The following is a 14,164-nucleotide window of genomic DNA, read 5'->3' as shown; positions in this document are numbered from 1 at the left end:
AGCGTGTCTCTTGATCTTTGCAGCTCCTTGATTTCAGCACGCCAAGAGCAAGGTCGATCATGATGAATAAACTGAAGTCATTATTATCTTGGGTTAAATCGGGCTCTCCGTGGATCTGGCTTACGGGCGGGGCGGTGAGCATCAGTATGCTTTCTGTTCTTGGCCTAATGCTGCTGATTGGTTGGAAGGGCTTAACCTATTTTTGGCCCGCACCTTTGTATCAATGGCAAGTTGACTCCAAAGACTTATCGCTAGTGGTCGATCTTGACGAAACCGTATCAAAACAAGATGTATTGGTTGGTCAGTTATATGAACGAAAATACATCCCGATAGAGCAAGTTCCACAAGTCCATGACCTTTTGTCTCCTCAAAATTTGTCGACTGGGCTGATACAGCGCTTAAGCATCAAAGTTGCTAACAGAGAACTGTACCCTGCGGACTTTGTTTCTATTCTGGATGTTAACTTACGTGAACCCACTACCCCGCTAGATTGGGTTGTGATTGAACGAAGTCGAGGTGGTTATTTCTTTGGTAAGCCGGTGGGTTTTAAAACCGCTTCTGGCACCTTTGATTCGAACATAGACCAAAAGCTCGAACAAGGCTTGGCGTTCGCTGATACGTTACGTAAAGAAACGTCGCGTGTCGTGAACCAAGAAATTCGCAATATCAGCTGGCAATTGGAAAACCTGCGCTTAGAAAAGCGTAAGCTTGAACTCAATGAGTCAGTGAGTGATGAATACCTTACAACCTATACTCAAACTAAACTGGAATTAAACCGCCAGTTAGGTGAAGCCGAAGTTAAGCTTGAGCACCTTAGAACGCAACTTAATGTCGAAAGCTTGCTGGTTGAGGATATGACAGGCGAGCTGGTCGAGATCTCGCTCAGCCACATTCTGGATTATTGGTACCCAAATAATATGTCTTACCTAGAAAAGGTTGGGCACTGGGGCAAACAAGTTTGGAAGTTCTTATCAGAGAACCCACGAGACTCAAACTCTGAAGGCGGTGTGTTTCCTGCTATTTTTGGCACAGTACTGTTGGTTATTCTCATGTCGATCGTCGTGATGCCTCTTGGGGTAGTCGCTGCGATATATCTTCATGAATACGCAAAAAACAACGCACTAACACGTTTAATTCGTATCGCCGTGATTAACTTGGCGGGTGTACCGTCGATTGTGTATGGCGTTTTTGGTTTAGGCTTTTTTGTTTATACCATTGGTGGCTCGATTGATACGTTGTTCTATGCAGAGCGATTGCCAGCACCGACATTTGGTACGCCGGGTCTACTTTGGTCAGCACTAACCTTAGCGGTCTTGACGCTTCCAGTCGTTATCGTAACCACGGAAGAGGGCTTAACGCGTATTCCTAGTGCAGTGAGGCACGGTTCATTAGCGCTTGGTGCGACTCAATTTGAGACGCTTTGGCGCATTGTTTTACCGATGGCAAGCCCAGCGATTATCACTGGTTTAATTTTGGCAATCGCGAGAGCCGCGGGGGAAGTTGCACCACTTATGCTGGTGGGTGTTGTTAAATTGGCATCCAGCTTGCCAGTCGATGGTCAGTTTCCGTATTTACACTTAGATAGAAAGTTCATGCATTTAGGCTTTCATATCTATGATGTTGGTTTTCAAACCTCTAATATCGAAGCGGCACGACCTTTAGTGTATGCGACTTCATTTTTATTGGTTACGGTGATTGTTGGGTTGAACTTAACAGCCATCAATATCCGTAATAACTTGCGTGAAAAATACCGAACCTTAGGACAAGATTAGATGTTCTCGATTAATGAAACCTTGGGTTACCAAGCACCACTTGATGTACACAACCTGAAGGATGAGCAAATCGCTATCTCGATTGAAGGGCTGAATCTTTATTATAAAGAGAGCCAAGCACTCGATGATATTTCAATGCAGATCCCTAAGGGGCAGGTGACCGCGTTTATCGGCCCATCAGGGTGTGGTAAGTCGACTCTGCTGCGCTGCATTAATCGCATGAACGATCTTGTTGAAGGCTGTAAGGTTTCCGGGAAAGTGAAGCTTCATGGCAAGAACGTCTATCACCCTAAGGTGGATGTTGCGACCTTACGACGCCGTGTGGGTATGGTATTCCAGCGACCGAACCCTTTTCCTAAATCTATCTATGAGAATGTGGTTTATGGCTTGAGGCTACAAGGCGTTAGCAACAGCCGAGACCTTGATGATGCGGTTGAACGCTCTCTGCGCGCTGCTGCGTTATGGGATGAAGTGAAAGATCGGTTGCATGAGAATGCTTTTGGTTTATCTGGCGGTCAACAGCAGCGTTTGGTTATCGCTCGTGCGGTTGCGATTGAGCCTGAAGTGCTGTTGTTAGATGAGCCGACATCGGCACTCGATCCGATTTCTACTTTGACGATTGAAGAGTTGATCAACGATCTCAAAACGCAATACACAGTGGTGATTGTTACCCACAACATGCAACAAGCCGCGCGTGTAAGTGACCATACTGCCTTTATTCATATGGGAAAATTGATCGAGTACTCAGATACGGACTCAATTTTTACGTCTCCATTGAAAAACCAGACGGAAGACTACATTACTGGTAGATATGGCTAACCTCTCCAAAGGTGTCATCTAGAGCTAAGTCACTCTACAAAAATGGCTTTCTTCATTTCTTTCAAGGAGCAAGTATGCATTTCGGTCGCCACATTTCAGGGCAATTCAATGTTGAGTTAGAATCGATCCGTACACACGTATTAACTATGGGTGGATTGGTAGAGCAGCAGTTGTCCTTTGCGATGCAAGCTCTGCATAAAGATGACGCGGAACTGGCCAAGAAAGTGATTCGTGATGACCACAAAGTGAATGCGATGGAAGTTTCAATCGATGAAGCATGTACTCGTATTATTGCGAAGCGTCAGCCGACCGCAAAAGATCTGCGTTTGATTATGGCGATCATCAAAACCATTACCGACTTAGAACGTATTGGCGATGTTGCCTCTAAAATTGCGCAAGGTACTATTGAGATCCCTTCAACCAAAGAGCAGAAATTCCACGTATCTTTAGAGCCTCTTTGCCGTCAGGCTATCACCATGCTTCACCAAGTATTAGATGCTTTTGCTCGTATGGATGTTGATGCGGCAGCTGAAGTTCACAAGCTTGATGATAAGTTGGATGCGGAGTACGAGGCCGTTATTCGTCAGTTAATGACCTATATGATGGAAGACCCTAAGAACATTCCTAATATTTTGCAGGTGATGTGGTCAGCGCGTGCGATTGAGCGAGTGGGAGACCGCTGCCAAAATATCTGCGAATACATTATTTACTTTGTGAAGGGTAAAGATGTACGTCACCTAGGCGATCAAAGCCTTGATGACGCACTAAAATAGAGCTTATCTTTAGAAGCTAATTATTGCACCAAGATTGAAATTGACCGTTGTGTCGTAAGGCACAAAGGTTTTGTTGTGATCAAAAATATTCATATCAACACCAGCACGTAATCCAAGCATTGGTGTCGCTTGGTAAACGTAGGCCCCGCCTAGGCTTATACCATGTGTTGTTTTCTCTTCTACTTCGCCTGAGCGCGTTTTCGTACCGTCATAACTTGCCACGCCAATTTCAGCCTGAAAGCCGTGGATTTGGTTTCTTCCAAACATGTTTTGCTTCGTAACAGGTTTAAATCAAGAGAGCTGAATAAGTCTTTAGCCATATCTATCCATGAAAATTTTCTGCGCTATTAAATCTAATATACGTCAGTCAGTTAGATTAGTCAGCGAGGTTCTCTGGATTTATGCTGGCGACTATTGCCCTAAGCGGTGAGGGCGGCTCTCACATCAGATATCTTACTCGCATCTGTCACTGGGATCTGATAATCATCAATATTATCACTGCCCATTTGAGCACTTGAGTTGTTTTCCATTAGACTCGGTCTTGTCGATTTACCTGAAAGGTGAAGTGCAGGTACTTGGGTGGTACTTTGAATCATCTTAGCATTCGTTGCATTGACGCCAGCGCCAGCCATGATATCGATTCTGCCATCGGCTTGTTTGACCATATCTGCGAGCACATTGATGCCTTGCTCAGCATTAACAGCGAGCCCTGATGTCAGGATTCTTTCACATCCAAGTGTGATGACCTGTTCTAATGCTGTTTGATAATCAGAGCTTTGATCAATGGCTCTATGGAACGTCATTCCAAGCTTCAATGAGTGCGCTTTGTCAGCCAGTTGCTGCATTTTTGGCATATCAATACTTCCGTTCGGCGCTAATACACCAAGTACGACCCCATCCAATCCTGCATTTGCGCAAGCTTCAATATCTTCAAGCATACAGAGCATATCGTCGTTATCGAAAATGAAGTCGCCTTGTCTTGGGCGTATCATAGCGTAGACCGGAACCGACGAAGCTATTGCCGCTTGTTTCATCATTCCGAAGCTTGGAGTTAATCCGCCAAGTGCTAATGAAGAGCAAAGCTCAATTCGATTCGCGCCACCAGATAGTGCGGTATGAAGAGATTCTAAGTTATCGATACAGACTTCAATTTCGGTGTTCATCGTGTTTATCCGTTCAAAAAGATACTGATGAAATAATAGCAATCTAGGTGTGATTCTGAATAGATGGGGATAAGGGAAAATAGAGGTAAAGTTTAGGTTTATCGCTACCTCAATTATCTATTACAAGAGTCAGTCTAGGGGAGCGAGGAGAGGGAAAACAAAAAGCCCGAAGCGTTAACTTCGGGCTTTTAATAGGACTTTACTTCTTAACTGATTGGCGGTGCGCTTTGCGCTATTAGCTTATGCTTTATGTCTCTTTAAAGAGAATCTTCCAACCATTAACCCGCGTTGAGTTCGGGCTTAAGAGGTAATTACTTGCTTAGGTCGTCAGCGTGCTCAGATAGGAATGCTGCAACACCTTTTGGAGATGCGTCCATACCTGATTTGCCTTCTTCCCATTGTGCAGGACAAACTTCACCGTTCTTCTCGTGGAAGTTTAGTGCGTCTACCATGCGTAGCATTTCGTCGATGTTACGACCTAGTGGAAGATCGTTAACTACTTGGTGACGTACAAGACCGTCAGCGTCGATTAGGAAAGAACCACGGAAAGCAACGCCTGCTTCTGGGTGCTCAACATCGTATGCTTTGCAGATCTCGTGCTTAACGTCAGCAATTAGAGGGTATTTAACTTGACCAATACCGCCATCAGCGATAGCAGTGTTACGCCATGCGTTGTGAGAGAATTGAGAATCGATAGAAACACCGATTACTTCAACGCCTTTAGCTTGGAAATCTTCAAGACGGTTGTCGAAAGCGATTAGCTCTGAAGGACAAACGAAAGTGAAGTCTAGTGGGTAGAAGAAAACTACAGCTTTCTTACCTTTAGTGAATTCTGCGAAGTTGAAGTTATCAACGATCTCACCGTTACCTAGAACAGCTGCTGCAGTAAAGTCAGGGGCTTGACGACCTACTAGTACCATTTTGGAATCTCCTAAAAAATTAGTTGGCCCAACACATCTTTGTTTGGGCTCCGTTTCTACGGGACAAACTATAGTACAATCGGTACTATAGAAAAAAGCGAATTAAATAGATTAAGTTAATCGAAAAAAGCGATAAGCTTATTCTTTGTCCTGTCCTTAGGTCGAATGACCTTTACCTAACTTATCCTACTCATATTACAAAGTAATTTCATGAATAAATGGCCAAGTCTTAAGCAACTTCACTATCTTGTTACTCTTCACGAAACTCGTCATTTCAGTGATGCCGCAGATCGCTGTTTCGTCAGTCAATCTACGCTAAGTAAAGGCATTCAAAACCTAGAAGAGCTGATTGGTTGCCCGCTTTATGAGAAGAAAGATAAAAAGAGCCCGCTAGTTTTCACGCAAGCAGGTGAGCTGGTGGTCAAGCACGGTCGAGAGCTACTAGCGAAAGGACAAGATCTCGTAGAGCTTGGAAATCTATGTAACGGGGATGCGATGCAAGGGCAGCTGCGAGTCGGGTGTATTCCTACTATAGCGCCGTTCCTTTTGTGCGATTTGGTACAGGAAGCCAACCAGCGCTTTCCACAATTAAATTTGCTGTTACGTGAAGACACAACGACCAACCTATTGGCTGCGCTGCGTCATGGAGACTTAGATGTGCTGATTCTGGCTTTGCCTGTCGATATCGACAATATGGAAAGCCAAGTTGTTGGGCAAGACCCTTTCCGGATGGTGATCAGTCGCAATCAAGCTGATGGTATTCGCGTTCCGATTAAATACGATGACCTGCCAGACGAATCTGTATTTTTGTTGGAGAACGAGCATTGCTTAACCGAGCATGCTGTGTCGGCTTGTAAGTTAACGGATAAAGAGAAGATCAACCCGTTCACTGCGACGAGCCTTCACACATTGGTGCAAATGGTGGCCAATGGTTTAGGAACCACCTTTATTCCGCAAATGGCGATCGACCACGGTTTATTGGAAAACCAGAATCTCGTTGTGATCGATCCTCCTGGTCAGCAGGCCTACCGAGATATTGGCCTTGTCTGGCGACCAAGCTCTTCGCGTCGTGAGACATTCCATCAATTAGCGGATGTGGTATCTGAGCTTCTATAATAATCCGCTGCGACAACAATCCCTCTGAGCGGCTGAATTGGCCGCTCTTCTTTATATCAATTCCGAGCGTTACTCTACTTCTGCTTCTTCTGGCTCTACTTCTTCTTGCAGCTCCAGTAAATTGATCGCTATCGTGACAAAATCGCTGTCTGTAATAATGCCTACTAGTTCGTGGTTTTCTACGACAGGTAAACAGCCCACTTTATGTTTCTGCATGTAGATAGCCGATTCTTTTAATCCTGCACGCGGCTCTACCGACATAACACTTTTGTGCATGATGTCGTTGAGGGGAGTAGCAAGAGTAAAAGATTGAGCTTGTGGGATGTTTTGTAGGCTGGATTCTTGAGCGGCGAGAACGTCTCGTTGTGTGACGACACCTAGTAGTTGCCTGTCGGAATCGACGACCGGAATATGGCGGATATCAAGTGCTTCCATCATGTGCTTAGCATCGGCCAGTGAGTGTGAGCGCAATAGGGTATGAGGGTTGCGAGTCATCATATCTTCAACCTTGATCATACGAACCTCCTTCTTTTTTATTTGTTGCTATTACTATAGTTTTTTATCCAAAAAATAACTGAGATCTGACGCATTCTTGGGTGAGTTTTATGCAACTAATTCTTTAGCTTGAGGAGGTGAATCAGTCGCATTATTTTACGCCTCTTTACAATAATCCAGTGCTGTAAACCTTGCTATTGCGGCTCGTGTGCCTATACTAGCCCACTGCGAAATTTTTAGTCGTGTTTGCGATGTGTTTCTGGTAACGATTGACTTACCGTAACGATTATCCAGCAACTACGATTTATGATTCGTCAACGGCACAAATCTCATCAACTAAGACAAGACTAGACACATGCAAGTTTCAGATTTTCACTTTGACCTACCAGATGAACTCATTGCTCGCTATCCTCAAGAGGAGCGTACAGCAAGCCGCCTGCTTAAATTAGATGGCAACAGCGGTAACCTAGCTGATGGTTCGTTTAAAGACGTTTTAGACTTGGTTGAGCCAGGCGATCTTGTTGTTTTCAATAACACTCGAGTGATTCCAGCTCGTGTATTTGGTCGCAAGGCATCAGGCGGTAAGCTTGAAGTGCTGGTTGAACGTATGCTTGATGAGAAAAGCATTCTTGCGCATGTTCGTTGTTCTAAATCACCGAAGCCGGGTACCAAGTTGTTCCTTGGTGAGAACGATGAATATGAAGCTGAAATGGTGGCGCGTCACGATGCGTTATTCGAAATCCATTTCACATCTGATCAAAGCGTTTTAGAGATTCTTAACAGTGTTGGTCACATGCCACTGCCTCCTTACATCGATCGTCCTGATGAAGATGCAGATAAAGAGCGCTACCAGACTGTCTATAATGAAAAGCCGGGTGCGGTTGCAGCGCCAACAGCAGGCCTTCACTTTGATGACAAGCTAATGGCTGACATGAAAGAAAAAGGTGTTGAGTTTGCTTACGTGACGCTTCATGTTGGTGCTGGTACGTTCCAGCCAGTAAAAGTTGATAATATTAACGATCACCACATGCATGCTGAGTACGTTGAAGTGCCGCAAGAAGTGGTTGACGCCGTAGCTGCAGCAAAAGCCCGTGGCGGCCGTATTATTGCTGTTGGTACAACATCAGTACGCTCACTAGAAAGTGCAGCTCAAGATGCATTGAAGAAAGGCACTGAGCTCGTTCCTTTCTTTGGTGATACAGAAATCTTCATCTTCCCTGGCTATGAATACCAGTTGGTGGATTGCTTGATTACCAACTTCCACTTGCCAGAATCAACACTGATTATGTTGGTGAGTGCATTTGCAGGTTACGACAACGTGATGGGCGCATACGATCACGCAGTGAAGAGCGAATATCGTTTCTTCAGCTACGGTGATGCCATGTTCATCAATAAGAAAACAAGCTAATTTAAGCTAGTTATAAACGATATACATTAGAATTTACGGGTGCTAGCAGTAAGCTAGGAGTCGGGCAGGGTGTCTGTCTAATCTCTCGCAAGGAATACGCGACCGCTCCTCATAGAACCCACTAGACTGAACTTTTGTTTGGCCTAAGGTTCTGAATTAACAGTCAGATTGTTTCTCTGGCATATTGGAGGCTTCGTGAAATTAAAATACGAACTTAAAAAAACTAATAGCGGCGCACGTCGTGGTCAACTTCAGTTTGAACGCGGTACCGTTGAAACCCCAGCATTCATGCCTGTAGGTACTTACGGTACTGTTAAAGGTATGACACCTGAAGAAGTAAAAGACACAGGTGCTGAAATCCTATTAGGTAACACATTCCACCTATGGCTACGTCCTGGTCAAGAAATCATGAAAATGCACGGTGACCTGCACGATTTCATGAACTGGCACGGTCCTATCCTGACTGATTCAGGCGGCTTTCAAGTATTCAGCCTAGGTGCAATGCGTAAAATCACTGAAGAGGGTGTTCATTTCCGTAACCCTGTAAACGGTGACAAGATCTTCATGGACGCTGAGAAGTCTATGGAAATCCAAAAAGATTTAGGTTCAGACATCGTAATGATCTTCGATGAGTGTACGCCTTACCCTGCGACACACAAAGAAGCAAAAGACTCAATGGAGATGTCTCTTCGTTGGGCTGAGCGTTCACGTAACCACTTCGACAAACTTGAAAACCCGAACTCACTGTTCGGTATCGTTCAAGGTGGCGTGTACGAAGACCTTCGTGATGTATCCGTTAAAGGCCTAACAGAAATTGGTTTTGACGGTTACGCAGTAGGTGGCCTAGCAGTAGGCGAACCAAAAGAAGATATGCACCGCATTCTTGAGCACACATGTCCTCAACTGCCAGAAGATAAGCCACGTTACCTAATGGGCGTAGGCAAACCGGAAGACTTGGTTGAAGGTGTTCGCCGTGGTATCGACATGTTTGACTGTGTAATGCCAACGCGAAATGCACGTAACGGCCACCTGTTTGTGACTGAAGGTGTGATCAAGATCCGTAATGCGAAGCATAAAACCGATACAACACCACTAGATTCAGAGTGTGACTGTTACACTTGTAAGAACTACAGCAAGTCGTACTTACACCATTTGGATCGTTGTAACGAAATCCTAGGTGCTCGACTGAACACGATTCATAACCTGCGTTTCTACCAACGAGTAATGTCAGACATTCGTCAGTCTATCGATGAAGACCGCTTTGAAGAGTTCGTTGCAGAGTTCTACGCAAGAATGGGGCGTGAAGTGCCACCACTAGGTAAAGAATCTTAGTATTTCTTTTTTGCGAGCCCTATCTCTCTTCCGAGTGATGGGGCTTGAAAATAAAGGGATGCGACCCAATTAGACAAACAATTACGAAAATATAAATAGAGGATGTTTTAAATGTTTATTTCTCAAGCTCACGCAGCAGCAGAAGGTGCACCAGCAGGCGGCGGTTTCGAAATGCTTATCATGCTAGGTATGTTCGCTGTGATCTTCTACTTCATGATCTACCGTCCACAAGCTAAGCGTGTTAAAGAGCACAAAAACCTTATGTCTTCTATGGGCAAAGGTGATGAAGTTCTTACAAGCGGCGGCCTAATTGGCAAGATCACTAAGATTGCAGAAGACAGCGACTACGTTGCTATCGAACTGAATGCAAACAACGAAGTAGTTATCAAGAAAGACTTCGTTACAGCAGTGCTACCAAAAGGTACTCTGAAATCTCTATAAACAGCTAGAGGATCCTCGCTGTGCTAAACCGTTACCCGTTATGGAAGTACCTGATGGTGGTGTTTACTATCGCCATCGCTGCGTTGTACGCACTTCCGAATATATACGGTGAAGATCCGGCAGTTCAAGTTACAGGGGCGCGCGGCGCCTCTGTAGATATGTCTACGCTGGATGCTGTCACCAATGCTCTTGAAGCTGAAAACCTTTCTACTAAATCCGTTGCTCTAGAAAACGGTTCCATTCTTGTTCGTTTTAACGATACAGACTCTCAAATTAGTGCTCGTGATGTCATCACTGAAGCATTAGATGAAGACGTAATCGTTGCTTTAAACTTAGCTGCTTCAACTCCTGATTGGCTTGAATCTATTGGTGCTGCACCAATGAAGCTTGGTCTTGACCTACGTGGTGGTGTTCACTTCTTGATGGAAGTGGATATGGACGCTGCGATGCAAAAGCTGGTTGGCCAACAAGAAGAAGCGTTCCGTAGCGAACTTCGTGAAGAAAAAATCCGTTACCGTGCAATTCGCCCATCTGGTAAAGATGCGGTTGAAGTGATTCTACGTAACGCCGAGCAGCTTGCTGAAGCGAAATCGCTACTGCAATCTAAGCACCAAGACATGACGTTTGTAGATTCTGAATCTAATGGTCGTTTTTCTTTGGTTGCTAGCTTCACAGAGGCTCGTCTTCAAGAAATCCGCAACTATGCGGTAGAGCAAAACATTACCATTCTACGTAACCGTGTTAACGAACTTGGTGTTGCTGAACCTTTGGTTCAACGTCAAGGCTCTAGCCGTATCGTAGTGGAATTGCCTGGTGTTCAAGACACGGCTCGCGCTAAAGAAATTCTTGGTGCTACCGCGACGCTTGAGTTCCGTGAAGTGGATAGCAGTGCTGACTTAGCCGCTGCCGCTTCTGGTCGTGCCCCTGCGGGTAGCGAAATCAAGCAAGATCGTGATGGTCGTCCTGTGGTACTTAAGAAGCGCGTTATTCTAGGCGGCTCAAGTATTACTGATGCAAGCTCAAGTGTTGATGAATATGGTCGTCCTCAAGTTAACATCTCGCTAGACAGCGAAGGTGGTAGCAAGATGTCTGCATTCTCTCGTCAGAATATCGGTAAGCTAATGGCAACGGTATTTGCAGAGTACAAAGACAGCGGTCGTAAAACACCGGAAGGTCGAGTTATCTTAAGTAAGCACGAAGAAGTGATTAACCAAGCGACGATTCAATCTGCGCTAGGCCGTAACTTCCGTATTACTGGTATTGACTCAACGGCTGAAGCTCATAACTTGGCACTTCTACTGCGTGCTGGTGCGTTGATTGCGCCTATCTCGATTGTAGAAGAACGTACCATTGGTCCATCTATGGGTCAGCAAAACATCGATATGGGTATCATGGCGATGGTTTGGGGTATGGCTGCTGTAATGCTGTTTACGCTGCTTTACTACCGTAGCTTTGGTCTGATTGCGAACGTTGCGCTAATGGCTAACTTGGTGTTGATTATCGGTGTTATGTCGATGATTCCGGGGGCTACCATGACCCTACCGGGTATTGCCGGTATCGTATTAACGGTCGGTATGGCGGTTGATGCGAACGTTCTGATCTTTGAGCGTATACGTGAAGAGCTTCGAGATGGACGCAGTCCACAACAAGCTATTCACCAAGGTTACGCGAACGCATTCAGCACAATCGCCGATGCCAACATCACCACACTACTAACAGCAATCATTCTATTTGCTGTGGGTACGGGTGCTATCAAAGGCTTCGCGGTAACGCTGTCTATCGGTATCTTGACTTCAATGTTTACAGCTATTGTCGGAACACGTTGTATCGTGAACCTGATGTATGGCGGCAAACGCGTTAAAAAACTGTCGATCTAAGGCTAGGAATTAATATGTTTCAGATTCTAAAAGCAGACAAAATGATCGACTTTATGCGTTGGTCAAAGGTTGCCTTTGTTTTTTCTATCTTGATGATTGGTACTGCTATCTTCACCCTAACAACGAAATCGTTGAACTGGGGTCTAGATTTTACTGGCGGTACTCTGATTGAAGTTGGTTTTGAACAACCGGCACACCTTCCTGATATTCGTAGTGCACTAGAAGCCGAAGGCTTTGGTGATGCAACGGTACAGAACTTCGGTTCAGCTCGTGATGTGATGGTTCGTTTACGTCCACGTGATGGCGTAGCGGGCGAAACGCTTGGTAACCAAATCCTTTCTGCTATTGAGAATGGTACTGGTGAGCAAGTTGAAATGCGTCGTATCGAGTTCGTTGGTCCTAACGTGGGTGACGAATTAGCAGAAGCGGGTGGCCTTGCTATTCTAGTTTCTCTTATCTGTATCTTGATCTACGTATCAGTGCGATTTGAATGGCGTTTGGCTGCGGGTGCAGTATTAGCACTGGCGCACGACGTTATCATCACTCTGGGTGTGTTCTCTCTAATGCAAATTGAGGTCGACCTTACCATCGTAGCAGCCTTGCTAACGGTCGTCGGTTACTCCCTCAACGATACCATTGTTGTATTCGACCGTATTCGTGAGAACTTCCGTAAGATGCGTAAGGGTGAAGCACCTGAAGTACTGAATAGCTCAATCACACAAACATTGAGCCGTACATTGATCACTTCTGGTACCACGTTATTCGTAGTTATCGCACTGTTCGTTCAGGGCGGCGCTATGATCCACGGCTTCGCGACTGCACTTCTATTGGGTATTACGGTTGGTACTTACTCTTCTATCTACGTTGCATCTGCACTAGCTATGAAGTTGGGTATTACGCGTGAACACCTAATGCCACCACAAGTGGACAAAGAAGGTGAAGAGTTTGACGAGATGCCTTAGGCTTTGGCTTAATAAGTTTCGCTAAACCAAAAAAACCGCTAGGCAACTAGCGGTTTTTTTACGTCTGTATTCTAGGGAAGCTCAATACAATTTAGCGTTGAAGTATGTTGAACTTCATTTCACTAAGAGACATCCTGATCGTATCTCGTATCTCGTATCTCAAATATCTTTTCTTCCACGCACAAAAAAGAGCACCGAAGTGCCCTTATTAGATTTTAAGCTAGCTATTAATAACTAACGATTATTGCCATATAGCTGAAAGTGAATCCATCAGGCCGCTCGTTGCACCTTGTGACTGCAGTGCTTGAAGAATGATGGGTGCAAATGTTGTAACCATTGATGGATCCATACCTAATCCAGAAAACGCACTTTCAACGGCACCTTGTGAGCTTAGTAGCGATGATAGACCAGTAGACTCAAGGCTCGACATACCCGGAATAAGTGTCGCGAGTTCTTTGTTGTCGGCTGTGCCAAGAGAGTTTTGTGCAAGGGCTAACATTGAACCAATACCGCCAACTGCTTGGTCGCTGGTAACAGAAGCTTGGTCAGCTACCGTATCCACAAGCGGTGTTGTTTCGTTCTGCTGAGACCACATATTCACTGCAGCCATCAGTGCAGTTTGGGATAGTTGGGAATAGTTGGTATCTGATGATGAACTGGTTTGTTCAGAGTCGCTAGTGCTAGCGCAAGAGACAACAGCAAGGCTGCTTAAAACTGTGATGAGTACTTTCTTCATTATTCGTCCTTAAGTAATAAAGTAATTTACTCTTTCACTATAAACGAAAAACGGCGATGTAGTCACATCGCCGTTGGATTATTTCAATTTTATTTGCCAATAGTATTTTGTTTTACTAAAGGTTTTTATAAAAATTAAAGAATAGCTAGAAGTTCTACTTCAAATACTAGAGCAGCAAATGGTGGGATTGCAGCACCTGCGCCACGCTCACCGTATGCTAGATCTTGAGGGATGTATAGCTTCCACTTAGAGCCAACAGGCATCATTTGTAGAGCTTGTACCCAACCTTGAATTACGCCAGTTACTGGGAATTCAGCAGGTTGACCGCGAGATACAGAGCTGTCGAAAAC

General features: G+C 44.9%; 14 protein-coding genes and 1 pseudogene. 9 read left to right on the top strand and 6 right to left on the bottom strand.

Translation table 11 applies throughout. The features are described 5' to 3' along the window. Positions 1-62 precede the first annotated feature (62 nt). The 3 genes from pstA to phoU all read left to right on the top strand — a co-directional run bounded on the left by pstA (position 63) and on the right by phoU (position 3,364). A complete protein-coding gene (gene pstA, locus AB4583_RS19525; protein WP_050619859.1) occupies positions 63-1,772 on the top strand; it encodes a phosphate ABC transporter permease PstA in 1,710 nt (569 codons plus the stop codon). Next, entirely contained in the window at positions 1,773-2,591 is an 819-nt protein-coding gene (gene pstB, locus AB4583_RS19520) for a phosphate ABC transporter ATP-binding protein PstB (RefSeq protein ID WP_009848269.1), read from the top strand. Between the two features lie 74 nt (positions 2,592-2,665). After that, the gene (phoU, locus tag AB4583_RS19515) at positions 2,666-3,364 is read left to right on the top strand and encodes a phosphate signaling complex protein PhoU (RefSeq protein WP_017068606.1); all 699 of its coding nucleotides are present in this window, start codon (positions 2,666-2,668) and stop codon (positions 3,362-3,364) included. 9 nt (positions 3,365-3,373) lie between these two features. Here phoU and AB4583_RS19510 read toward each other — a convergent pair. From AB4583_RS19510 to AB4583_RS19500, 3 genes and pseudogenes are all read right to left on the bottom strand, one after another. Beyond that, positions 3,374-3,637 (bottom strand): annotated as a pseudogene (locus AB4583_RS19510) (hypothetical protein); the annotation flags it as partial. Positions 3,638-3,783: 146 nt separating this feature from the next. Continuing rightward, a complete protein-coding gene (locus AB4583_RS19505; RefSeq protein WP_372052432.1) occupies positions 3,784-4,527 on the bottom strand; it encodes a copper homeostasis protein CutC in 744 nt (247 codons plus the stop codon). Between the two features lie 311 nt (positions 4,528-4,838). After that, positions 4,839-5,447 carry a peroxiredoxin C gene (locus tag AB4583_RS19500; RefSeq protein ID WP_017062526.1) on the bottom strand — a complete coding sequence of 203 codons (609 nt, stop codon included), beginning with the start codon at positions 5,445-5,447 and terminating at the stop codon, positions 4,839-4,841. A gap of 210 nt (positions 5,448-5,657) precedes the next feature. Between AB4583_RS19500 and AB4583_RS19495 the strand changes: the two genes are divergently transcribed. Further along, positions 5,658-6,563, top strand: a complete 906-nt coding sequence (locus AB4583_RS19495; RefSeq protein ID WP_017062525.1) for a hydrogen peroxide-inducible genes activator — start codon at positions 5,658-5,660, stop codon at positions 6,561-6,563. Positions 6,564-6,632: 69 nt separating this feature from the next. Here the strand turns inward: AB4583_RS19495 and AB4583_RS19490 are convergent, their stop codons facing one another. After that, the gene (locus tag AB4583_RS19490; protein WP_017062524.1) at positions 6,633-7,079 is read right to left on the bottom strand and encodes a CBS domain-containing protein; all 447 of its coding nucleotides are present in this window, start codon (positions 7,077-7,079) and stop codon (positions 6,633-6,635) included. A 334-nt stretch (positions 7,080-7,413) separates the two neighbouring features. On the opposite strand from AB4583_RS19490, the gene queA reads away from it, so the two are divergent. The 5 genes from queA (at position 7,414) to secF (ending at position 13,078) form a co-directional block, all read left to right on the top strand. Then, entirely contained in the window at positions 7,414-8,466 is a 1,053-nt protein-coding gene (gene queA, locus AB4583_RS19485; RefSeq protein WP_017062523.1) for a tRNA preQ1(34) S-adenosylmethionine ribosyltransferase-isomerase QueA, read from the top strand. A gap of 195 nt (positions 8,467-8,661) precedes the next feature. Beyond that, positions 8,662-9,798, top strand: a complete 1,137-nt coding sequence (gene tgt / locus AB4583_RS19480; protein WP_017056177.1) for a tRNA guanosine(34) transglycosylase Tgt — start codon at positions 8,662-8,664, stop codon at positions 9,796-9,798. Between the two features lie 111 nt (positions 9,799-9,909). After that, a complete protein-coding gene (yajC, locus tag AB4583_RS19475; RefSeq protein WP_010440492.1) occupies positions 9,910-10,239 on the top strand; it encodes a preprotein translocase subunit YajC in 330 nt (109 codons plus the stop codon). Positions 10,240-10,259: 20 nt separating this feature from the next. After that, on the top strand, positions 10,260-12,116 hold the full coding sequence (secD, locus tag AB4583_RS19470) for a protein translocase subunit SecD (protein WP_081325187.1): 1,857 nt from the start codon (positions 10,260-10,262) through the stop codon (positions 12,114-12,116). Positions 12,117-12,130: 14 nt separating this feature from the next. Further along, positions 12,131-13,078, top strand: a complete 948-nt coding sequence (gene secF / locus AB4583_RS19465; RefSeq protein ID WP_372118920.1) for a protein translocase subunit SecF — start codon at positions 12,131-12,133, stop codon at positions 13,076-13,078. Positions 13,079-13,319: 241 nt separating this feature from the next. Here secF and AB4583_RS19460 read toward each other — a convergent pair whose 3' ends face one another. Beyond that, positions 13,320-13,814, bottom strand: a complete 495-nt coding sequence (locus AB4583_RS19460; RefSeq protein ID WP_017058875.1) for a DUF2780 domain-containing protein — start codon at positions 13,812-13,814, stop codon at positions 13,320-13,322. 134 nt (positions 13,815-13,948) lie between these two features. Continuing rightward, a partial coding sequence (locus AB4583_RS19455; RefSeq protein ID WP_170967442.1) for an FKBP-type peptidyl-prolyl cis-trans isomerase occupies positions 13,949-14,164 on the bottom strand: 216 nt, incomplete at its 5' end.

Source organism: Vibrio sp. 10N.222.49.C12, from assembly GCF_041475025.1.
Classification (GTDB): domain Bacteria; phylum Pseudomonadota; class Gammaproteobacteria; order Enterobacterales; family Vibrionaceae; genus Vibrio; species Vibrio crassostreae_C.
This window is presented reverse-complemented; position numbering and strand designations above follow the sequence as displayed.

Excerpts from the sequence above, each read along its gene's own strand:
- yajC (WP_010440492.1), top strand. The coding sequence starts at position 9,910 with ATGTTTATTTCTCAAGCTCACGCAGCAGCAGAAGGTGCACCAGCAGGC.
- pstB (WP_009848269.1), top strand. The coding sequence starts at position 1,773 with ATGTTCTCGATTAATGAAACCTTGGGTTACCAAGCACCACTTGATGTA.
- phoU (WP_017068606.1), top strand. The coding sequence starts at position 2,666 with ATGCATTTCGGTCGCCACATTTCAGGGCAATTCAATGTTGAGTTAGAA.
- queA (WP_017062523.1), top strand. The coding sequence starts at position 7,414 with ATGCAAGTTTCAGATTTTCACTTTGACCTACCAGATGAACTCATTGCT.
- AB4583_RS19495 (WP_017062525.1), top strand. The coding sequence starts at position 5,658 with ATGAATAAATGGCCAAGTCTTAAGCAACTTCACTATCTTGTTACTCTT.
- AB4583_RS19505 (WP_372052432.1), bottom strand. The coding sequence starts at position 4,527 with ATGAACACCGAAATTGAAGTCTGTATCGATAACTTAGAATCTCTTCAT.
- secF (WP_372118920.1), top strand. The coding sequence starts at position 12,131 with ATGTTTCAGATTCTAAAAGCAGACAAAATGATCGACTTTATGCGTTGG.
- AB4583_RS19500 (WP_017062526.1), bottom strand. The coding sequence starts at position 5,447 with ATGGTACTAGTAGGTCGTCAAGCCCCTGACTTTACTGCAGCAGCTGTT.
- AB4583_RS19490 (WP_017062524.1), bottom strand. The coding sequence starts at position 7,079 with ATGATCAAGGTTGAAGATATGATGACTCGCAACCCTCATACCCTATTG.
- pstA (WP_050619859.1), top strand. The coding sequence starts at position 63 with ATGAATAAACTGAAGTCATTATTATCTTGGGTTAAATCGGGCTCTCCG.
- AB4583_RS19460 (WP_017058875.1), bottom strand. The coding sequence starts at position 13,814 with ATGAAGAAAGTACTCATCACAGTTTTAAGCAGCCTTGCTGTTGTCTCT.